Source organism: Enterobacter cancerogenus, assembly GCF_019047785.1.
Taxonomy (GTDB): Bacteria; Pseudomonadota; Gammaproteobacteria; order Enterobacterales; family Enterobacteriaceae; genus Enterobacter; species Enterobacter cancerogenus.
The window spans coordinates 3200116-3220607 of sequence record NZ_CP077290.1 but is presented as its reverse complement, the minus strand read 5'-3'; the positions used below and the strand labels follow the sequence as shown (position 1 = coordinate 3220607).

Below are 20492 nucleotides of genomic sequence, written 5' to 3'. Positions count from 1 at the left end.
CGTTCCTTTATTACCGACGCGCGCATCATGCTTTTAAAGCTCACTCGTTCGATTGTCATTGGTTTACTTGTCGCTGGCCTGCTGCTAGTGGCGATGCCGTCTTTACGCCAGTTCAACAAACTGACGGCCCCTCAGTTCGACAGCACGGATGACACGCCTGCCACCTACAATCAGGCCGTTCGCCGTGCCGCGCCCGCCGTGGTGAATGTCTATAATCGCGGGCTTAACTCCTCAAGCCATAATCAGCTGGAGATCCGCACGCTCGGCTCCGGCGTCATTATGGATGAACGTGGCTACATCATTACTAACAAACACGTCATCAATGATGCTGACCAGATCATCGTCGCCTTGCAGGATGGCCGCGTGTTTGAGGCGCTTCTGGTCGGTTCTGACAGCCTGACCGATCTGGCCGTTCTGAAAATCAACGCCACGGGCGGTCTGCCGACTATTCCGATTAACCGCAAACGCACCCCGCACATCGGTGATGTGGTGCTGGCCATCGGTAACCCCTATAACCTGGGGCAAACCATCACCCAGGGGATTATTAGCGCCACCGGGCGAATCGGCCTGAACCCGTCAGGACGGCAGAACTTCCTTCAAACCGACGCATCAATCAACCACGGAAACTCCGGCGGCGCGCTGGTAAATTCGCTGGGCGAGCTGATGGGGATCAACACCCTTTCGTTCGATAAGAGCAACGACGGTGAAACGCCGGAAGGCATCGGTTTTGCCATTCCCTTCCAGCTGGCCACAAAGATTATGGACAAGCTGATCCGCGATGGCCGGGTGATCCGTGGCTATATCGGCATCGGCGGACGTGAAATTGCGCCAATGCACTCGCAGGGCGGCGGTATCGATCCGATCCAGGGTATCGTGGTGAACGAAGTCTCTCCGGGCGGCCCGGCGGCCAACGCGGGGATTCAGGTGAACGACGTTATCGTATCGGTTAACGGTGTCCCGGCCGTTTCCGCGCTGGAAACCATGGACCAGGTGGCTGAGATCCGCCCAGGCTCCATCATCCCTGTCGAAGTCATGCGTAACGATAAGAAGCTGACCATTCAGGTAACGATTCAGGAATACCCGGCGACGAACTGACAGCCATAAAAAAACCGAAGCCTGTGCTTCGGTTTTTTTTGCCGGGTGGCGCTCACGCTTTCCCGGCCTACAGCAGAAGAATATGTTTTACTTGTTAACGAACTCTTCGCCCAGGGTGATATCTTTCTTCAGCGTGTCCAGCATGCCTTCCATCGCGTGTTGTTCAAACGCGCTCAGCGTGCCAATAGACTTACGCTCTTCGATACCGTTTTTGCCCAGCAGCAGCGGCTGAGAGAAGAAGCGAGCGTGTTCGCCGTCGCCTTCAACGTAAGCGCATTCCACAACGTCTTTCTCGCCCTGCAGCGCACGCACCAGAGACAGACCGAAACGCGCCGCCGCCTGGCCCATAGAGAGCGTTGCCGATCCGCCACCCGCCTTCGCTTCGACCACTTCGGTACCCGCGTTCTGAATGCGTTTGGTCAGGTCAGCCACTTCCTGCTCGGTGAAGCTCACGCCCGGGATCTGCGACAGCAGAGGTAGAATGGTCACGCCAGAGTGGCCGCCAATAACAGGAACCTCAATCTCCGCAGGCTGTTTGCCTTTCAGCTCAGCCACGAAGGTATTGGAACGGATAATGTCCAGAGTAGTGACGCCGAACAGTTTGTTCTTATCGTAAACACCGGCTTTCTTCAGCACTTCGGCGGCGATAGCAACCGTGGTGTTCACCGGGTTGGTGATAATGCCGATGCACGCTTTCGGGCAGGTTTCAGCGATCTGCTGCACCAGGTTTTTCACGATGCCCGCGTTCACGTTGAACAGGTCTGAGCGATCCATACCTGGTTTACGCGCTACGCCTGCGGAGATCAGCACGACGTCTGCACCCTGCAGAGCAGGACGCGCATCTTCACCGGAGAAGCCTTTGATTTTCACAGCTGTCGGGATGTGGCTCAGATCGACCGCCACACCAGGGGTGACAGGAGCAATATCGTACAGGGAGAGTTCTGAGCCGGAAGGCAGTTGGGTTTTCAGTAGTAGGGCAAGCGCCTGGCCGATACCACCAGCAGCGCCGAGGACTGCGACTTTCATCCTAAACTCCTTATTATGGTTAACTTTAGTATCTGTAAATCCGTTGCGGGGACCATAATTCAGCAGGTAAATAATTACAATTTTCGTCGCTAAATATTTTGAGGTCACACGCCTTTATTGCCAGAATGCCATCCGGGCAACAGCGGCAACGATTTAAGAGGGGTTAACAATACACCCTGCCCCGCCATCAAAACAACATCATTTTGATAACATTTAATTTACTTTTAAGCTTATTTGCGTGGCGTGAGCCAGGCATGTTTTCTGATAACTAAACCTGATAAAATCACTCCCTTTTCATAACATTATTTCAGCCAGGCCCCTGGCAGATTGTTTGCATAAAAATTCATCCACATGCATAATAATGTTGTTTCTACCGTCATATTTCGGGTGACTTATGCGAAGCTCGTCTAAGCAAGAAGAGTTAGTAAGGGCGTTCAAAGCGCTGCTTAAAGAAGAGAAATTCAGTTCTCAGGGAGAAATTGTTCACGCGCTACAGGAACAAGGCTTCGACAACATCAACCAGTCGAAAGTCTCCCGCATGTTAACCAAATTTGGGGCGGTGCGTACGCGTAACGCCAAAATGGAGATGGTCTATTGCCTGCCGGCTGAACTTGGCGTGCCGACAACCTCCAGCCCGCTGAAGAATCTGGTACTGGATATCGACTATAACGATGCCGTGGTGGTTATCCACACCAGCCCGGGCGCGGCGCAGTTAATTGCGCGTCTGCTGGACTCCCTCGGCAAAGCGGAAGGTATTCTCGGCACCATCGCCGGTGACGACACTATCTTTACTACCCCGGCAAACGGCTTCTCGGTTAAAGACCTTTACGAAGCTATTCTGGTGCTGTTCGAACAAGAACTGTAATCCCCTCTCCCCGTGGCCCGTCTGCGGGGATTGTTCTGCTCCTCATGTATTTCCCCCTGCTTTCCACTGCGCTTACTTTAGCAAATAGTGCTTTTTACCTCCCATTAACATTCATCCAGTGAATATCACCGCCCAAGATCGCACGAAAAATCAAAGCGCCATATCTCTATGATTTTCTTATAAATAAAAACGCAACATGGCTAATAAGTAACCAATTTTATGCATTTTGGTTATAAAAATGAGTCTTATTAACGCGTAATTACACGCGAAACCATTAGTCTGGTATTAATTTTTTCCGTTATTAGTGTATACTTGATTTTGTGATGAGGGTCACGAAATGAAGACCCCAGTAAAAAATTCGACGAGGTAAAGAATCATGAAAATCAAAACAACTGTAGCAGCACTTAGCGTTCTCTCTGTCCTGTCATTCGGTGCTTTCGCAGCCGATTCCATCAACGCCGATCAGGCGCAATCCCGTCAGGCGATTGGTACGGTCTCCGTTGGTGCAGTGGGGACTTCCCCAATGGACATGCATGAGATGCTGAACAAGAAAGCGGAAGAACAAGGTGCATCATCTTACCGTGTCATCGAAGCACGTTCAGGCGATCACTGGCACGCTACCGCAGAGCTGTACAAATAAGTTTTAGTAACAGAAGACGAATTACCCCTCAACGGCACCAGGCATAAAAATAGCAGTTCAACCCTTCTCGCCGTTGAGCAAATAATTTCAGGAGTAAAGACTATGAAAACCAAATTAATCATCGCAACCCTTGGCTTAGCATCCGTTCTCTCTTTCGGCGCGAGCGCAGCCGTTCAGCAGGTCAATGCGGAGCAGGCACAAAATCTGCAGTCCATGGGTAGCGTATCCGTAACATCTATTACCGGCTCGCCGATGGATATCCGTCACGATCTGGCAGCAAAAGCTGAAAAAGCGGGCGCCAGCAGCTACCGCGTCACCGAACTGAATCAGGGTGACCACTGGCACGCCACGGCTGAACTGTATAAATAAACCCTCGTCGTATCTCATCATACGACTTGCCCCTGACCTCCCGGTCAGGGGCTTTTTTATTACTGCCGCGCGTTGAAACGCAGCTGCCCTTCCAGCTCCTCTTCGGCTTCATCAAACAGAAGCACCAGCGCGCCAAAACGTCGGCGCAGCTTGTCAGGCAAATGGATAAATTCTATCTCAAACGGTAACGGTAGCTGATTACCGGTGACCACATCCCACAGCGTATCAAGATCGGTAACGCTTCCCTGTTCCAGCCCAAACACCCGACTAAATTCACGATAGAAGTCTTCCTGACTGTCGATCTCGTCAAAATCAAAGGTATAAATTTTCATTGCCAGCCACCCGATCCAGGCGGGCGGCAAACGCCGCCCTGACTATTATAATCCCCCGATATGCAGGGTTTTGACTTCCAGAAACTCTTCCAGCCCCAGTACGGAACCTTCCCGGCCCAGCCCGGACTCTTTCACGCCGCCGAACGGTCCCAGCTCCGTAGAGACTGCACACTCGTTGATGCCAATCATCCCGCTCTCAATCGCCTGCGAGACGCGGAACACGCGCGACAAATTCTGGGTATAGAAGTATGCCGCCAGCCCGTAAGGGGTATTGTTGGCGCGCATAATAACTTCATCTTCTGAGGTAAAGCGGAAGCAGGCCGCCACCGGGCCAAACGTCTCCTCTTCCGCCAGCTTCATGCCTTCATGGCAATCCCCCAGCACGGTTGGCATCCAGAAGTTGCCGCCCAACTCATGGGGTTTACCACCGGCCAGCACGGTCGCGCCTTTCGCAATGGCATCTTCAACGTGCTCTTGTACTTTCTTCACCGCCGATGGTTCGATCAGCGGACCGACAACCACCCCCTCGTCGAGGCCGTTGCCGACCTTCAGCGCCTTCACCGCGTCGGCCAGCTGATTAACAAACTTGTCATAGACCGTTTCCTGGATGTAGAAACGGTTTACGCTGACGCACACCTGACCGGCATTGCGGAATTTGTTGGCGATAGCGCCTTTCACCGCGGCATCGATATCCGCATCTTCAAAAACGATATACGGGGCATTTCCCCCCAGCTCCATCGAGACTTTTTTCATGGTCTCGGCCGCGTTACGCACCAGCGTTTTGCCCACGGCGGTAGAACCGGTAAACGAGATTTTCCGCACGTCATGACTGGCCATAATGGCATCGCTGATTTCAGATGTGCTCCCAGCCACGGCGTTCAGCACGCCATCCGGCACGCCCGCCTGCTTCGCCAGGGTAAGCAGCGCGAAGGCGCTCAGGGGCGTGTTATTGGCGGGCTTGATCACGCCGGTGCAACCTGCGGCCAGCGCCGGGCCGAGTTTGCGCGTCAGCATCGCCATAGGAAAGTTCCACGGCGTGATGGCGGCAACCACGCCAATGGGTTCGCGGGTCGCCAGAATGCGGGAGCCGGGTTTGATCGGTGGGATGATTTCACCGTTTGCGCGCTTCGCCTGTTCGGCAAACCACTGAATGAAGCTGGCGGCATACTCTACCTCGCCTTCGGCTTCCTTCAACGGCTTACCCTGCTCGGTAGTCATCAGCCGCCCGAGCCAGCTTTTGTTCTCAATAATCAGTTCATACCAGCGATAGAGGATCGCCGAGCGCTCTTTCGCGGTTTTGGCACGCCATGCGGGAAACGCTTTTGTCGCCGCCGCAATCGCCTCTTCGGTTTCGGCTTTGCCTGCTTTCGCCACGCGGGTGATCACTTCACCGGTGGCCGGATTCAGCACCTCAAAGGTGGTGTCGAGCGTTTTCCAGATGCCGTTAACCAGATAGCCGTTCTGAAAAAGGATGTGGTCCTGGAGAGCCTGGGTAGTCATGTGTCCTCCCTGTCTGAATGTAAGAGCCTGCAGAAATAAGTATAGCCATAAAAAAACCGACGCTTCTGGCGTCGGCTTTTTACGTAGTCAGCTATTGGTTAGTGCGTTTTGATATCGATGCAGCATGTACACCAGACGCCCAACCGGCTCGGTCACCTGCGGCGGCGCGTCCCAGTACCGCAGCTTCTCCTGGTAGATATCCAGCTCCTCAAGCAGCTGGTTAAAGTAACGCCGACGTTTGTCGTCACTGGTCGCCGAGAGCACATGATCGGCGGTGTGACGAAGCTGACGGTGGAAGCTGGAGAGATCGTCATTGATGGGCACCGGCGCATTACGCAGACGCTGGTGCGCGATGATCATGGTTAACGCCAGGCGGAACTTGGCAACGTCGCCCGGGAATTTATTCAGCAGTAAAAACAGCTGCTGATAGAGCGCAGGCAGATGGTTCTGTTTACGGCGCGCGGTGTTGGTGGTCAACGACGATACGGCCGCCGAAACGAACTGGTTTAACAGCACGCGACCGGTGCGCGCCTGCGAATTATCCCGCACCAGCAGGATCACCATCATCGCCAGGAAACAGCCCACCAGTTGACCTAACGCGCTGTCGAGGAACTGGCTGAAGTGGAACGTCATCGGGTTATCCAGCACGAGGATATTGATGGTGCTCGCCAGCGCCCCCAGCGATCCCAGGCGACGTTTCTGCACTTCGATACCGATAAAGAACGCCATGACCGCAAGGCTGATACAGAGCAACAGCATGCTCTGCTGCGTCGAGGGTAAAATTACCAGGAAATAGAAAGCCCCAAGCGGCAGAGCGGCTATCGTGCCGTACAGGAAGTCGATAGCGACCATGCGCGGGTTCGGCAGACGCATCGCCAGTGAGGTAACAACGGCGATCATCACCATCGCCCCGCTGCCGGAGGTCCAGCCGGTCCACAGCCAGAACAGCGTACCGAGCATACAGGCCAGCGTGGTGCGCCAGAAGTTCACCATCGCGTGGTGGCGTTCCGCCGACTCGGCTTTGATCACCACTTCACCCTGCAGCACCTCTTCTTCTGCGGCACTGATTTTGGCATTCCCGATGACGCCGCGCTTGAGCAAGAGGTAGCGCGTTGCCGCCCCGACCCAGGTGTAAATGGTCACTGGCGTATCGCGCTCGCCGGTCCAGGCGATGACGCGACGCATGCGTTTGAGCTGCTTATGCACGTCCTGCACCGTTTCAACCGGCTCGGCGAAGAGTTCGCGGAAGGTGTCGGTCACGACTTCAGGACGGGTATTTTGGATCAGGTAGGTTTCACACGCCTGGGTTATCAGCGTTAAGGCCACGGTGTTGATCGCCTTAAGACGACGGTTTGCCCGGGACCAGCGGGAAGACTCCATATTCAGGTTGCTGCGCATCCCTTCCAGCGCGGTGGTGCGCCGTACCAGGCCACCCCAGGCGTTATCAACCTCTTCGCTGTCGCCATGCTTAATGCACAACTGCATCAGTTTGTACTGGTCGACAATTAACGCATCCAGTTCGCGATCCACTTCCTGCTTGATGGAACGTGGCGAAAACAGCAGGTCGGCCACGATGGCGCAAACAATACCGATGACAATTTCACTGCAGCGTTCGACGGCAAACTGTGGGGCAAGCAGCGGCTCTGCCTGAATGGTGATGATGATAATCAGCGCGGTATAACCCGAAAGTCCCCAGGCGTAGGAGTTCTCTACTTTTACCAGCGAGGAGACCCAGGTACAGAAGCCCGCCCAGATGCAGCACACCATCAGCATCAGCAGCGGCGTGCGGATCATCAGAATAATAATGGTAAGCGCCGCGATACAGCCGATAAACGTCCCGACGATACGCAACATCCCGCGGTAGCGAATGGCGCCCGAGTAGGGTTCACCACCCGCCGCAAAGGCCGGCCCCGCCGCGACAATCGCCGCCGTCAGCACCGCCCAGCGGGGCGTTTCGAGCTGAAAATGAAAGCCGACAAACAGCGCCAGCACGATGGCGCACGCCAGCTTCACGGCGAAGCGGAGGTGCTGGCTGGCGATGGAAAAGATACCCATAGCGATTAACCAAACTCGCGCAGGCGGTGGGCGATTTTACGGAAGAGAGAGTCCTGGCTGGCGTCGCGGTCTTTTTCGCCGGTGATCACCACGGTGGCCGTGGTGCCTGCAGGCCAGAGATTGCCCTGCTGTTCATCCAGGTGAATACGTACCGGTACACGCTGCGCCAGACGGACCCACTCAAGGTTGGAGTCCACGGTCGCCATCCCTTTGGTGTCATTGCTGCTGCTGGAGTTGGTGACGCCTGCGGCCACGCTGTCGACCGTGCCTTTAAAGACGCGGTTGCTGCCAAGCGGCGTGATTTCCGCGCGGTAACCCGGACGCACGCCTTCCAGCTTCGTCTCTTCCATATAGGCCAGAACGTAGAAGGAGTTCTGTTTCACCAGCGCCACCGCGGTGGAGCCACGGGTGATAAACTCCCCGGCGTAGACGTTCAGGTTGGTGACCCAGCCGTCAGACGGCGCGCGGATCACCGTACGCTCCAGATCGAGCCGGGCGAGATCGCGCGTCGCTTGCGCCTTCGCAAGCTGGTGAAGCACGGTTTGCAGCACGTTGTTGGACTGGTCGATCTCTTCGCGGGACATGGCCTGCACGCCAAGTCGGTTACGGCGGCCCGCCTCACGACGTTTCTCGGAAGCCAGCGCCTGATAATAGGCCACGTCCGCTTCCGCCTCTTCTAATGCTTTCTGGTAGCGAGGCTGATCGATAGTGAACAGAACCTGATCTTTCTTCACCAGTTGGTTATCGTGGACGTTAACCGCGGTAATCAGCCCGGCGACGTCGGGCGCTATCGCCACAACATCCGCGCTGAAACGCGCGTCACGCGTCCACGGTGATTCGGTGTAATAAACCCAGGCGCGAAAGATCGCGATGAACGCCAGGACAACCAGCGCCATGGTAATGGCAGTGCGGGAGATTTTTCTTGTTAGCGTTTTCACATCAACCTCAAACAAACATGCGCGATATCAGATAGAACAGGCAGCAATACAGCGCCGTATTAAACAGTGCAGGGTGCCAGACAAAATCATAGATCCCGGTTGGGACCAGCACCTTGCGCACCAGCCAGAAAATCGCCAGTGACAAAAGAAGCTCAAAGAATATCGGTGGGAACGACAAACCGAACACCACGATAACGGGAAACAGACTCATGTTGACCTTGATTAGAGAGAGTGCAGGCTACGGTATTTTTCAGCGTGCGCCGCCGCAGGAGAGCAAGAAAAGCCGGGCGAGAGTGGCGACGCCGTTATGTAATTAATAATATATTAACGTAACTGTTATGCTGTTATCTATAATATGTGATCTAAATCACTTTTAAGCCAGAGTGAACAATGGAACGTTTAAAACGCATGTCGGTGTTTGCCAAAGTGGTTGAACTGGGCTCCTTTACCGCCGCCGCCAGGCAGCTGCAAATGAGCGTCTCGTCCATCAGCCAGACGGTGTCAAAACTGGAAGATGAACTTCAGGTCAAGCTGCTCAACCGCAGCACCCGGAGCATCGGGTTAACCGAAGCGGGCAAAATTTACTACCAGGGCTGCCGCCGGATGCTGCATGAAGTGCAGGATGTCCACGAGCAGCTTTACGCTTTTAACAACACGCCTATCGGTACGCTGCGCATCGGTTGTTCTTCAACTATGGCACAAAATGTCCTCGCTGCCATGACGGCGGATATGCTCAAAGAGTATCCGGGCTTAACTGTAAATCTGGTGACTGGCATACCTGCGCCGGATTTGATCGCAGACGGGCTGGATGTAGTGATCCGCGTCGGCGCACTGCAGGATTCCAGCCTCTTCTCCCGCCGCCTGGGCAGCATGCCGATGGTGGTCTGCGCCTCAAAAAGCTATCTGGCACAGTACGGCGTTCCGGAAAAGCCTGCCGACCTGACGAACCACTCCTGGCTGGAATACAGCGTGCGCCCGGATAACGAGTTTGAACTGATTGCCCCGGAAGGGCTTTCCACGAAGCTACTGCCCGTGGGGCGTTTCGTGACAAACGATCCGATGACCATCTCACGATGGCTGGTGGCGGGTGCCGGCATCGCCTACGTCCCGTTGATGTGGGTGATCAACGAGATCAACAGCGGCGAGCTGGAGATTCTATTCCCGCGCTACCAGTCCGATCCCCGTCCGGTCTACGCGCTGTATACCGAAAAAGATAAGTTGCCGCTGAAGGTGCAGGTCTGTATTAACTATCTGACCGAGTATTTTGTGGACGTGGCGGAACTGTTTCAGGGAATGCGGGGAAGACGTAAAGAGTAGGTTCACCGACCCTCTCCCGCGTGGGGAGAGGGTCAGGGTGCGGGGGAATTACGCGGTGCCGCCCACCGTTAAGCTGTCGACCTTCAGGGTAGGTTGCCCCACGCCAACCGGCAGGCTCTGGCCTTCTTTGCCACACACGCCCACGCCGTTATCGAGCTTCAGATCGTTACCGACCATGGAAATCTGCTGCATAGCTTCAATACCGGAGCCAATCAGGGTCGCGCCCTTCACCGCTTTGGTCACTTTGCCCTTCTCAATCAGATAAGCTTCTGAGGTCGAGAAGACAAACTTACCGGAGGTAATATCCACCTGACCGCCGCCAAAGTTTGGCGCGAAGATACCGTAATCAACGGATTCGATAATCTCCTGCGGCGTGGATTGCCCCGGCAGCATATAGGTGTTGGTCATGCGCGGCATCGGCAGGTGCGCGTAAGATTCGCGTCGACCATTACCCGTAGGTGCCACGCCCATCAGACGCGCGTTGAGCTTGTCCTGCATGTAACCTTTCAGTACGCCGTTTTCAATCAGCACGTTGTACTGGCCCGGCGTTCCTTCGTCGTCGATAGCCACAGAGCCACGACGGTCAACCATAGTACCGTCATCAACCACGGTGCACAGTTCGGAGGAGACGAGCTGCCCCATCTGGCCGCTAAACACCGACGTACCGCGACGGTTGAAGTCGCCTTCCAGACCGTGGCCTACCGCTTCGTGCAGCAGTACGCCCGGCCAGCCAGCACCCAGCACGACCGGGAAGGTCCCCGCCGGTGCAGCTACCGCAGAAAGATTCACCATTGCCATGCGCACGGCCTCTTTGGCCCACGCATCGGCACGGGCTTCACCGTCAACGTCACCCAGGAACCAGTCATAGCCAAAACGACCGCCGCCGCCGCTGGAGCCGCGTTCACGCTTGCCATCGTCTTCCACCTGCACGCTAATCGAGAGACGGACCAGAGGACGGACGTCGGCAGCCAGCGTACCGTCGGTTGCTGCGACGAGAATCAGCTCGTATACACCGCTCAGGCTGGCAGAAACTTCCTGCACGCGTTTGTCCGCGGCGCGGGCCACTTTGTCCACGCGGCGCAGAATATCCAGTTTCTCTTCACGGCTCATGCTCTGCAGCGGATCGATGCTGGTATAGAGTGCAGAATGCTGAATTTCACCCAACGTTTTCACACGGCCATCGCCGGTATCGCGCACGATAGTACGCGCGGCCTGCGCGCTCTGCTCAAGTGCCGCAAGGCTAATCTGGTCGGCATAGGCAAAGCCGGTTTTCTCGCCGCTGACGGCGCGCACACCAACGCCCTGGTCAATGTTATAAGAGCCATCTTTGATGATGCTGTCTTCTAAAACCCAGGATTCGTGATAGCTCGACTGGAAATAGAGATCGCCGTAGTCGAGACGGCGTTCGGTCAGTTGACCAAGAATGGAGAACAGGTCCTGATGGCTCAGGCCGTTCGCTGCGAGCAAATGTTCACTTACCAGGTTCAGACTCATCGTATTGCTACTCGTTCGTTGCCGCTTGGGCGGTAAAAAATTCATATTTATTGAGAGTGAGGCAATTACCCGCCCACGTCAAATCATTGCTGTGCATCTTTGCGCGGCTGGCGCAGCACCTCATTAATCTGCGGTTTATCGATCGGGCCGGTAATGCGGTAGCGCAGAATGGAGACCTTGCTCCACAGCGGCCCCAGTACCTTACTGGCGGCAAACACCGCCGCGCCGACAATCGGGTTCACCACAAAGGCCGCCGCGACGCCCACGGTGGCGGAGATTTCCGGCGCAACCACGGCTTCCATATCCAGTTCGCGGCGCACGAGGTTTACCGACCCTTTCATTGCAATGTCTGCTTCGAGACCATCCACCAGCGTATCGTCAGTGTGCATCACACCGTCCTTGATCCACGCCGTGCTGCGAATGGAGTCATAGTAGAAACCTTCGCTGAAGGTGTCGCTGAAATCGAAGCGCAGCTTACGCAGCAGGGCATCGAAGCTCAGCAGGCGCAAAATCTGTCCGGCGTGGCCGGTGCTCACGTCCGCAATTTCGCCCTTACCGAAGCGGGTTTTCAGGATGCCGTTCAGAGAGGCCTCGTCTGGCGTCCACGGTGCCGCGCGCCAGTGCAGGTCGTAGTTAACATCAAACGACGAACCGCGAAGCGGCGTGCTGATGCCAAAGAAGTTGGCGGCGGCATCCAGCTTATTGCCTTTGATATCGCCCTTCAGCGAGGTGCGCTGCCCGCCAGGATTGTTCACCCACTCGCCCTGCGCCGTCAGGCGGCCAAAGCCGGTATCCACCAGGCCGCCGGTCAAACTCAGCGTATTCCCGCGGATAGCGAAATCACCGTCGATGCGGCCATATTTTTGTCCCCACAGCCAGCACTCCGCGCAGCGCAGCTGCAGATCGGGCCAGCCGCTGAAATCCACGCGAGAAGCATTGATCAGCGGCGGCGTGCTCGCAGACGGCTCTTTTGCCTTCGCTGTGGCAGGGTTGTAATAAAGGTAACGGATCGCCGCCTGCCAGGGGGCGTGATCTCGCATAGTCAGGGTGCCGTTAATCTCCCGTCCCTGCGCCTCAACCTTCGTACCGTTTGCCGCAGGTTGCGAAACGATGCTGAGGTTATTCCACGTTTGCCCGCCCAGCGTTAGCGCTGGCGTGCGCGCAGTGATGGTCTGCGGGATCTGCACGACATCGTTCGCGTTTTGTCCAACGCCTTTCTGGAACAGGGCCAGCCATTCAGCGCCGTCCAGAGGAGGCAGGTTCAGCTCAACGCCCGCCTGCTCAGGCAGCGGAGGCGTGCTTCGGCTGTCCGTCGTCCATATGGCTCTGTCGAGCGTCAGCTTGCGGTTAAGCAGCCAGCGGCTGTTAAAGTGGTTTGTCCCACCCGCGCTGCCGGTTAAGTCAAAGCTGTTGAGGCCACCCGCCACGTTGATTTTCATCGGCAGCGGCTGCCCGGCTTTTTTGTCCAGCGGGGCAGGCAGTTGGCTGCTGATGTTTTTCAGATCGCCGGTGATATCTACGTTATACCGCGCCCCGGCGTGATAAGGCAGCTCGATACCGACCTTGCCACGCCAGTCAACCGCGCCGCCGACCGCACTTTCGATCTGCCGGGGCAGCACGCCCATGCGCGATGGCTGCCAGCTGGCATTCATGTTGACCGCCACCTGGTAGGCTTTTTCACCCTCGGTGGTGGAAAAATCGATATTGATCGGTTGGTTAAACCAGGTGGCGTTGAGCGGCTCGCTCTTGAGGTTGCCGTTTACAAAGCTGAACTGCCCGTTGAGGTTGGTCAGCGTGCTGTTCAGCGGCTTGATAAAGAGGCTGTTGTTCTGGAGCCGGACGTCACCTTTAGCGGTCGTCATTTCGCCATCAAGCGGGATGTCCAGATGTAAGCGAGCATTCACATCGCCATCCAGCTGCAGCTGATCGAGCGTTGCCGCCAGCGATTCCTTTAGCGGCGTCCCGTCAAAGTAGGGGCCAACCGCCTTTCCGGGCCCCTTGATGTCCGCATCAATGAGCAGCTTCTCTTTGGAGTAATCCGGGATGTTTGCCGTCAGGTTACTGGCGGTCACACCGCCCAGCGCCACGCTGTCCGTCTTCATCCACAGCCCGTCATTGAGGAAGTTCAGTTCGATATTGAGGTTTTGCAGCGCAGGCCAGTCCGGCTGGAAGGCAAAGGTCGCGTTGTGTAACGGCACCAGCACCTGGAACTGCCCTTCGTTGTGTTTGTACGGGAAGAGATGCGGATTGCCGCCATAAACCAGCGTGGCATTATCTGCCTGACCGCCCTGGATCGCACCGCTGAGGTAGTCCACCAGCGCTTTGCCCATCAGATTTTCCGGGAAATAACGCCAGGCCTGCGCGCCATCGTCGGTGCTGATCCCCGCCAGAATACCCAGCCATGGCTCTTCACCTTTAGGCTGCAAATAGCGGAAATCACCGCGCGCATGCACCGCTTTGGCTTTTACATCGATCTGGCGGCCATCCAGCTGAAAGCCTTTATCGTTGTGCAGCCAGTTGAGAACGGCGGAGCCTTTTTCAATCTCAAGCGGAGCACGGAAAACTGTTTCATACGGCATTTTGGCATCGCGCATTTCTGCCGTCAGCCTGCCGTCTTCCACGCTGCCTTCCAGCTTACCGCTAAAATGTTCTGCGCCCGGCAAGAGCTTCCACTGTTTCCAGGCAAGACCGGTCCAGGACGCGAGAAATCGGGTTTTCTCTGTTGCCTGCAGCGGAATGTCCAGCGCCAGCGCGTCTACCGTTCCCGTTGGCTGTGTTGCCAGCCAGATATCACCAAGTTCCGGAGAGAGCTTCGTCGCCATTGAGCGCAGCCCTTCTATCGCCTCCAGATCGAGATTGCTGGCACGAATGCGCAGCTCATCGCTGCGTTTACTGTTCGTGCCGCCCACATCCTGCTCCGGCATCCAGGCGAGCGTCAGCGCGCCGCGCGGCCAGGGCTTGCTGTCCATGGTGATACGCGTATCGGGAATGGCAAATTGCCAGCCCCCTTTCACCTGGGTCACATGCGCGGTGAGGTTATCAACGGAGAGCTGATGCGGTTGTTTTTCATCTTTCCAGCTTGCGCCCCCCTGCTTCAGCCAGATATCCCCGCTGGCAAATTCACCTTTCGTCAGGGTCATCCAGCCTTCCAGGCTAAAACGGGCGGTTTCGAGCTGCATATTTTGCTGGATCCAGTCGCCCAGCCACGGCTTGACATCCACATCGTCAGCCTGCAGCCACACTTTGCCGTTGTTTAACAAGCCGTCGTCATCACGCAGATCCATTCGCACCTGCATAACACCGTGCTGCCCGTTAAGGCTCGAGAGGCTCACCTGCCCTTCGGCGCGGTGACGATCTTTGCCATTGAGCCAGGTCAGCTGGGGGATCGCCAGCGACGATCGCTGGCCGGAAAGCGTAATGAAGCTCACCTCACTGTCACGCAGATCGAAGTGATCGAACTGGCGCAGGAAAAGATCGCTAAACCGGTTGGTCTCAAGCCCCTTGCTGGAGCCATCGCTGCTGATCGGCGTGTTGGTCAGGAACCTAAGTTGGTAAAAGGTGAGATCGCGGAACTGCCAGCGCAGGTGCAGCAAACTTTGCCAGACGTCCAGCGCCAGGGTGACACGTTTAATTTTGAGGTAGCCGCCGTCTTTCAGGCTGGCATTGATATCCCGCACGTCCAGCGTCGGGCCAAAGTTCTGCCAGCTGGCGCTGATCTGGCTGACATCCACCGGCACCCCGGTGGAGGATTCGATTTTCGCCAGCAACTGCGGACGCCAGCTGTCCAGATGCGGTAAAACGAGACGCAGCCCGCTCACGAGCAACGCGACAATCACGACGAGCGTTGCCCCTGTAAGCAGTAAAATCCCCGGCAATCGCCTCACGCGTCTCTCCTTGTCAGCCTTTATTCTCGCAGCGCATCGCGCCTTACATCATGACTACGTCAAATTGTTCCTGATTGTAGAGCGGTTCAATTTGCACTTTGACCTGCTTGCCGACAAAAATTTCCACTTCTGCCAGCGCGTGGGACTCTTCGCCTTTGAGCGCTTCCGCCACCGAAGGGGAAGCATAGACCAGAAAACGGTCGGAGTCGTAGGCGTGATGAACGCGGACAATTTCACGCATGATTTCGTAGCAGACGGTCTCCACCGTCTTTACCGTGCCGCGTCCATGACAGGTAGGACACTCGTTACACAGCACATGTTCCACGCTTTCACGGGTCCGTTTCCGGGTCATTTCCACCAGACCCAGCTGCGAGAAGCCGTTGATGCTGGTTTTTACGCGGTCTTTGCTCAGCGCCTGCTCCAGGGAATGCAGCACGCGGCGGCGGTGATCCTCATTATTCATATCGATAAAGTCGATGATGATAATGCCGCCCAGATTGCGCAGACGAAGCTGGCGGGCAATGGCCTGCGTCGCTTCGATGTTGGTGTTGAAGATGGTGTCATCCAGGTTGCGATGGCCGACAAACGCCCCGGTGTTGATGTCAACGGTGGTCATGGCTTCGGTCTGATCGATGATCAGATAGCCGCCGGACTTCAGCTCCACCTTACGCTCAAGCGCGCGCTGGATTTCGTTTTCGACGTCAAAGAGATCGAAAATCGGCTGACGCCCGGTGTAGTGCTCCAGCAGGCCCGGCATTTCAGGGATGTATTCGGCGGTAAACTCCAGCAGCGCTTCGTAGGTCAGGCGGGAGTCCACGCGAATGCGGTCGAGCTGCGCATCGGCGAAATCACGCAGTACGCGCTGGGCAAGCGCCAGCTCACCGTAAAGCTGATAACGGGTCTGGTTGCGTTTTTTACGCTCCATCACCTTGGTCCAGACACGCTTAAGATAGGCCGCATCGGAGGCCAGATCCTCTTCGCTGATCCCTTCCGCTGCGGTACGGATGATAAACCCACCCTGCTCGTCGCAGTAGGCGCTGACCACCTTTTTCAGGCGCTCGCGCTCGCTTTCGCTCTCAATACGCTGCGACACCCCGACGTGCGAGGCACCCGGCATAAAGACCAGATAGCGGGAAGGTAAGGTGATGTCGGTGGTCAAACGCGCGCCTTTGGTGCCGAGCGGATCTTTCACCACCTGCACCATCAGGTCCTGGCCCTGGCGCACCAGCTCAGAAATATCGCGTACGGCAAACTGCTTCTGCTCTTCGCCCGCCACGCACTCGGTGTGCGGCATGATGTCGGAGGCGTGCAGAAACGCGGCCTTATCGAGTCCAATATCTACAAAAGCCGCCTGCATACCCGGCAGTACGCGACTGACCCGACCTTTGTAGATATTGCCTACTATTCCGCGTCGCGCCTCACGCTCAATGTGAATTTCCTGAAGAATGCCACCATCAATGTAGGCCACACGGGTTTCCGAGGGCGTTACGTTTACCAACAATTCAGCCGTCATAATTATCCCTTCCCTCACGCAGTGAGTTAAAATTGCTCAGCAACTCATACGTTTCCACCAGCGGTAAGCCGACTACGGCGTGATAGCTGCCATTAATCTTCCTGACAAAACAGCCACCCAACCCTTGAATACCGTATGCACCTGCTTTATCCATCGGTTCACCGCTCGCGATATAGGCGGCGATCTCGTCATCGGTAAGCACTCTGAACGTGACGTCCGTCACCACCAGGCAATCCAGCACATCCTGACTGTCGGCCAGTGCGACCGCCGTCATGACCTGATGCGTTTGCCCGGACATGTTGCGCAGCATGCGCGCCGCATGGTCCGCGTCGTGCGGTTTCTCAAGCACTTCACCGTTCAGGATGACGATGGTATCGGCACCCAACACCGGAAGATCGTGCGGCACTTGCGCCACGCCAGCCTGCGCTTTTTCTCGCGCCAGGCGGCAAACGTACTGCTGAGCGCTTTCGCCCTCTGCACGTTTCTCTTCGATACCCGTAACGATGCGCTCGAAGGAGATGCCCAGCTGCGTGAGCAACTCCTGACGACGCGGTGAACCAGAAGCAAGATAGACAGACGTCATAGAAACCTTTTATTGCACGGCAAACTGCTGGCGAATTTTACGCATCAGCAGGAACAGCCATGGCCAGAGCACACCGTTTACTACACTACTCCAGAACACTTCCGGTCGGAAAGAGACGTTGATCACTAAAAACTCTGCCCAGAAAACAACAACATCCGCAGCGAGCGACAGCAACATCACCACCAGCGCCTGTTGCCAGAGCGCGAGATTACGAAAAAGCTGGAATTTAAGCGCGACGAGATACGCGATAATGCTCATGGATAAGGCTCGCACGCCAAGCGTAGAGCCGCTAATGAGATCCAGTATGGCACCCATCACAAAACCCGTGCCGACATTTACGCGGTGCGGCAGGGCCAGGATCCAGTAGAGCAGAATGAGCAATACCCAGTTAGGCCGGAAAACGAGGATGTCGTCCGGCCAGGGCATAATCTGCAACAGCAGTGCGATAAGAAATGAGAGCCAGATAACCCAGCGTCCCTGGCTACGATAGCTTGCCACTACTGCCCTCCCGACGAGCGCTGAGGCGGTGGCGGTGCGTCCGGCAGCGGCTGCGTTAAGCCCGTTGCAGGAGCCGGGACGGGCGCAGGCGGCCCCATCGAATCCGGCGAAGGGAGAACCTGCGGCATCATCTGCATGAGACGCTCATTCGCCACACGGTGCACCTCTTCCGGCGTCATCGGATTTGATCCGTTACGATCGGCCCCCCACAGCAGCAGCAGATAGCGCAGACGCTGTAACCCGGCCGTTGGACGCGCCTGAATCACGGTGTAGGCACGTTGCGTATCAAGCCTCACGGAGGAGACCACCGCAACCGGATAGCCCTCAGGGAAACGACCGCCGAGACCTGACGTCACCAGCACGTCGCCCACACGGATATCCGTATTGGCTGGCAGATGTTCAAGCTGCAGATCGTCCGTGCAGCCGTTACCGGCCGCGATCACGCGGATATCATTACGCAGCACCTGAATCGGCAGCGCATGGGTAGCATCACAAATCAGCAGCACGCGGCTGGTCAGTTTAGCAACCGCCACCACCTGGCCGACAACGCCCTTATCGCTGATGACCGGCTGACCTTCATAGACGCCGTTAACGCTACCTTTATCGATAACAACCTGATCGCTGTAAGGATCGTTGACGGTTGAGATCACCTGGGTGACCATTTTCTGCTCATCCTGACGCAGCGGCGAGCCAAGCAGTTCACGCAGTCGCGCGTTTTCCTGCTTATATTGACCCAGCATTAACAGCTCGCTGTTTTTCAGCAGCAGTTCCTGACGTAACGCCCGGTTTTCGAGTTCGAGTTGGTCACGCGAAGACAGCGTTTGCGAAACGGAGTCGAGTAATTCACGGGGACCATTTGATATAAAGTAGAAAGGACTGACGGCGGTATCCATGTACGTTCTGATCTGGCTGAACGTACCGAGGCGGCTATCGGCAATAATGACCCCAAGCGCAACCAGCACCGCCAGGATAAGGCGAAACTGTAGCGATGGGCCACGGCTAAAAATTGGCTTCATAGGCTATGCGTCTTCTCGCGTCAGAGAGAAAGGGTAGCCATTTGCTACCCTTTCACACCCGACTACTCTTCGCTGAACAAGTCGCCGCCGTGCATGTCGATCATTTCCAGCGCCTTGCCACCACCACGGGCGACGCAAGTCAGTGGATCTTCTGCAACTACGACAGGAATACCTGTCTCTTCCATCAACAGGCGGTCGAGGTTACGCAGCAGCGCACCACCACCGGTCAGCACCATACCGCGCTCGGAGATATCAGACGCCAGTTCTGGTGGGCACTGTTCCAGCGCAACCATCACCGCGCTCACGATACCGGTCAGCGGCTCTTGCAGCGCTTCGAGGATTTCGTTGGAGTTCAGGGTAAAGCCGCGTGGAACGCCTTCTGCCAGGTTACGACCGCGCACTTCGATCTCACGCACTTCATCGCCTGGGTAAGCAGAACCGATTTCGTGTTTGATACGTTCTGCGGTGGCTTCACCGATCAGGGAACCGTAGTTACGGCGCACATAATTAATAATGGCTTCGTCGAAACGGTCGCCACCGATACGCACGGAAGAGGAGTACACCACACCGTTCAGGGAGATCACGGCCACTTCAGTGGTACCGCCACCGATATCCACAACCATGGAACCGGTCGCTTCAGAAACCGGCAGGCCTGCACCGATAGCTGCCGCCATAGGTTCTTCAATCAGGAACACTTCACGCGCGCCTGCACCCTGAGCGGATTCACGGATTGCGCGACGTTCTACCTGGGTTGCGCCAACCGGCACACACACCAGAACACGCGGGCTTGGACGCATGAAGCTGTTGCTGTGAACCTGCTTGATAAAGTGCTGAAGCATTTTTTCAGTCACGAAGAAGTCAGCAATAACGCCGTCTTTCATTGGGCGGATCGCGGCGATGTTGCCTGGGGTACGGCCCAGCATTTGCTTCGCATCATGACCGACTGCAGCGACGCTTTTTGGCGAGCCGGCACGATCCTGACGAATGGCCACAACGGAAGGCTCATTCAGTACGATGCCTTGTCCTTTTACATAAATAAGGGTATTCGCGGTACCCAGGTCAATGGACAGGTCATTTGAAAACATGCCACGAAATTTTTTCAACATACTAAGGGATAATCCTGAAAGCTGGGGCGGAATACAAAATCCGCTTACTTTACCAACCACACGTAGCAGCGACAAGGCGCAAAAATCGTCAGCTACGGTGAAAATTAGTGCAGTACGTTTCCTTTGTTACAAATTCATCCCCTGAATCCCTCAGGGCTGAGTAAACAGTAGCGTCCTCACTTGCATTTGTAACCCGTTAAAGGTCGTTCACTGGCTTCTGCTCGTCATACTCAAAGCTACAGGCGCGATATTCTACGTGAA

At 56.1% G+C, this 20492-nt stretch carries 18 protein-coding genes; 5 read left to right on the top strand and 13 right to left on the bottom strand.

What is annotated here, in order from left to right; translation table 11 throughout:
- The first annotated feature begins 27 nt into the window (after nucleotides 1-27).
- On the top strand, nucleotides 28-1095 hold the full coding sequence (gene degS / locus I6L58_RS15245; RefSeq protein WP_006178829.1) for an outer membrane-stress sensor serine endopeptidase DegS: 1068 nt from the start codon (nucleotides 28-30) through the stop codon (nucleotides 1093-1095).
- Nucleotides 1096-1182: 87 nt separating this feature from the next.
- On the opposite strand, the gene mdh is transcribed toward degS, so the two are convergent.
- Nucleotides 1183-2121, bottom strand: a complete 939-nt coding sequence (gene mdh, locus I6L58_RS15240; RefSeq protein ID WP_088208430.1) for a malate dehydrogenase — start codon at nucleotides 2119-2121, stop codon at nucleotides 1183-1185.
- A 394-nt stretch (nucleotides 2122-2515) separates the two neighbouring features.
- On the opposite strand from mdh, the gene argR reads away from it, so the two are divergent.
- From argR to yhcN (I6L58_RS15225), 3 genes are all read left to right on the top strand, one after another.
- Nucleotides 2516-2986 carry a transcriptional regulator ArgR gene (gene argR, locus I6L58_RS15235; protein ID WP_006178832.1) on the top strand — a complete coding sequence of 157 codons (471 nt, stop codon included), beginning with the start codon at nucleotides 2516-2518 and terminating at the stop codon, nucleotides 2984-2986.
- Nucleotides 2987-3362: 376 nt separating this feature from the next.
- On the top strand, nucleotides 3363-3626 hold the full coding sequence (gene yhcN, locus I6L58_RS15230) for a peroxide/acid stress response protein YhcN (RefSeq protein ID WP_006178835.1): 264 nt from the start codon (nucleotides 3363-3365) through the stop codon (nucleotides 3624-3626).
- A 102-nt stretch (nucleotides 3627-3728) separates the two neighbouring features.
- Nucleotides 3729-3995: a peroxide/acid stress response protein YhcN gene (gene yhcN / locus I6L58_RS15225; RefSeq protein WP_006178837.1), complete on the top strand. Its 267-nt coding sequence runs from the start codon at nucleotides 3729-3731 to the stop codon at nucleotides 3993-3995.
- Between the two features lie 59 nt (nucleotides 3996-4054).
- Here the strand turns inward: yhcN (I6L58_RS15225) and I6L58_RS15220 are convergent, their stop codons facing one another.
- The 5 genes from I6L58_RS15220 to aaeX form a co-directional block, all read right to left on the bottom strand.
- Complete coding sequence (locus I6L58_RS15220; RefSeq protein ID WP_006178838.1) at nucleotides 4055-4327, bottom strand: barstar family protein; 273 nt, start codon at nucleotides 4325-4327, stop codon at nucleotides 4055-4057.
- A 45-nt stretch (nucleotides 4328-4372) separates the two neighbouring features.
- A complete protein-coding gene (locus I6L58_RS15215) occupies nucleotides 4373-5827 on the bottom strand; it encodes an NAD-dependent succinate-semialdehyde dehydrogenase (RefSeq protein ID WP_088208429.1) in 1455 nt (484 codons plus the stop codon).
- Nucleotides 5828-5914: 87 nt separating this feature from the next.
- Complete coding sequence (gene aaeB / locus I6L58_RS15210) at nucleotides 5915-7882, bottom strand: p-hydroxybenzoic acid efflux pump subunit AaeB (protein WP_088208428.1); 1968 nt, start codon at nucleotides 7880-7882, stop codon at nucleotides 5915-5917.
- 5 nt (nucleotides 7883-7887) lie between these two features.
- Entirely contained in the window at nucleotides 7888-8820 is a 933-nt protein-coding gene (gene aaeA / locus I6L58_RS15205) for a p-hydroxybenzoic acid efflux pump subunit AaeA (RefSeq protein ID WP_042322362.1), read from the bottom strand.
- Nucleotides 8821-8827: 7 nt separating this feature from the next.
- Complete coding sequence (gene aaeX / locus I6L58_RS15200; RefSeq protein WP_003860416.1) at nucleotides 8828-9031, bottom strand: p-hydroxybenzoic acid efflux pump operon protein AaeX; 204 nt, start codon at nucleotides 9029-9031, stop codon at nucleotides 8828-8830.
- A 179-nt stretch (nucleotides 9032-9210) separates the two neighbouring features.
- On the opposite strand from aaeX, the gene aaeR reads away from it, so the two are divergent.
- Nucleotides 9211-10137: an HTH-type transcriptional activator AaeR gene (gene aaeR / locus I6L58_RS15195; RefSeq protein WP_042322147.1), complete on the top strand. Its 927-nt coding sequence runs from the start codon at nucleotides 9211-9213 to the stop codon at nucleotides 10135-10137.
- Between the two features lie 48 nt (nucleotides 10138-10185).
- Here the strand turns inward: aaeR and tldD are convergent, their stop codons facing one another.
- The 7 genes from tldD to mreB all read right to left on the bottom strand — a co-directional run bounded on the left by tldD (nucleotide 10186) and on the right by mreB (nucleotide 20231).
- A complete protein-coding gene (tldD, locus tag I6L58_RS15190; protein WP_006178845.1) occupies nucleotides 10186-11631 on the bottom strand; it encodes a metalloprotease TldD in 1446 nt (481 codons plus the stop codon).
- 83 nt (nucleotides 11632-11714) lie between these two features.
- A complete protein-coding gene (gene yhdP, locus I6L58_RS15185) occupies nucleotides 11715-15515 on the bottom strand; it encodes an AsmA2 domain-containing protein YhdP (RefSeq protein WP_088208427.1) in 3801 nt (1266 codons plus the stop codon).
- Between the two features lie 43 nt (nucleotides 15516-15558).
- Nucleotides 15559-17028 (bottom strand): ribonuclease G, encoded by a 1470-nt coding sequence (gene rng / locus I6L58_RS15180; protein WP_006178848.1) that lies wholly within the window; start codon nucleotides 17026-17028, stop codon nucleotides 15559-15561.
- The gene (locus I6L58_RS15175) at nucleotides 17018-17611 is read right to left on the bottom strand and encodes a Maf family protein (RefSeq protein ID WP_006178849.1); all 594 of its coding nucleotides are present in this window, start codon (nucleotides 17609-17611) and stop codon (nucleotides 17018-17020) included. Before I6L58_RS15175 ends, rng begins: the two co-directional genes overlap by 11 nt.
- 9 nt (nucleotides 17612-17620) lie before the next feature.
- Nucleotides 17621-18109 (bottom strand): rod shape-determining protein MreD, encoded by a 489-nt coding sequence (gene mreD, locus I6L58_RS15170; protein WP_006178850.1) that lies wholly within the window; start codon nucleotides 18107-18109, stop codon nucleotides 17621-17623.
- Nucleotides 18109-19125 carry a rod shape-determining protein MreC gene (mreC, locus tag I6L58_RS15165; RefSeq protein WP_006178851.1) on the bottom strand — a complete coding sequence of 339 codons (1017 nt, stop codon included), beginning with the start codon at nucleotides 19123-19125 and terminating at the stop codon, nucleotides 18109-18111. Before mreC ends, mreD begins: the two co-directional genes overlap by 1 nt.
- 62 nt (nucleotides 19126-19187) lie before the next feature.
- Nucleotides 19188-20231 carry a rod shape-determining protein MreB gene (gene mreB / locus I6L58_RS15160; RefSeq protein ID WP_000913396.1) on the bottom strand — a complete coding sequence of 348 codons (1044 nt, stop codon included), beginning with the start codon at nucleotides 20229-20231 and terminating at the stop codon, nucleotides 19188-19190.
- Nucleotides 20232-20492 lie beyond the last annotated feature (261 nt).

What these genes read in the sequence shown, in the direction of transcription:
- degS (WP_006178829.1), top strand. Translation starts at nt 28, where the DNA reads ATGCTTTTAAAGCTCACTCGTTCGATTGTCATTGGTTTACTTGTCGCT.
- mdh (WP_088208430.1), bottom strand. Translation starts at nt 2,121, where the DNA reads ATGAAAGTCGCAGTCCTCGGCGCTGCTGGTGGTATCGGCCAGGCGCTT.
- argR (WP_006178832.1), top strand. Translation starts at nt 2,516, where the DNA reads ATGCGAAGCTCGTCTAAGCAAGAAGAGTTAGTAAGGGCGTTCAAAGCG.
- yhcN (WP_006178835.1), top strand. Translation starts at nt 3,363, where the DNA reads ATGAAAATCAAAACAACTGTAGCAGCACTTAGCGTTCTCTCTGTCCTG.
- yhcN (WP_006178837.1), top strand. Translation starts at nt 3,729, where the DNA reads ATGAAAACCAAATTAATCATCGCAACCCTTGGCTTAGCATCCGTTCTC.
- I6L58_RS15220 (WP_006178838.1), bottom strand. Translation starts at nt 4,327, where the DNA reads ATGAAAATTTATACCTTTGATTTTGACGAGATCGACAGTCAGGAAGAC.
- I6L58_RS15215 (WP_088208429.1), bottom strand. Translation starts at nt 5,827, where the DNA reads ATGACTACCCAGGCTCTCCAGGACCACATCCTTTTTCAGAACGGCTAT.
- aaeB (WP_088208428.1), bottom strand. Translation starts at nt 7,882, where the DNA reads ATGGGTATCTTTTCCATCGCCAGCCAGCACCTCCGCTTCGCCGTGAAG.
- aaeX (WP_003860416.1), bottom strand. Translation starts at nt 9,031, where the DNA reads ATGAGTCTGTTTCCCGTTATCGTGGTGTTCGGTTTGTCGTTCCCACCG.
- aaeR (WP_042322147.1), top strand. Translation starts at nt 9,211, where the DNA reads ATGGAACGTTTAAAACGCATGTCGGTGTTTGCCAAAGTGGTTGAACTG.
- tldD (WP_006178845.1), bottom strand. Translation starts at nt 11,631, where the DNA reads ATGAGTCTGAACCTGGTAAGTGAACATTTGCTCGCAGCGAACGGCCTG.
- rng (WP_006178848.1), bottom strand. Translation starts at nt 17,028, where the DNA reads ATGACGGCTGAATTGTTGGTAAACGTAACGCCCTCGGAAACCCGTGTG.
- I6L58_RS15175 (WP_006178849.1), bottom strand. Translation starts at nt 17,611, where the DNA reads ATGACGTCTGTCTATCTTGCTTCTGGTTCACCGCGTCGTCAGGAGTTG.
- mreC (WP_006178851.1), bottom strand. Translation starts at nt 19,125, where the DNA reads ATGAAGCCAATTTTTAGCCGTGGCCCATCGCTACAGTTTCGCCTTATC.
- mreB (WP_000913396.1), bottom strand. Translation starts at nt 20,231, where the DNA reads ATGTTGAAAAAATTTCGTGGCATGTTTTCAAATGACCTGTCCATTGAC.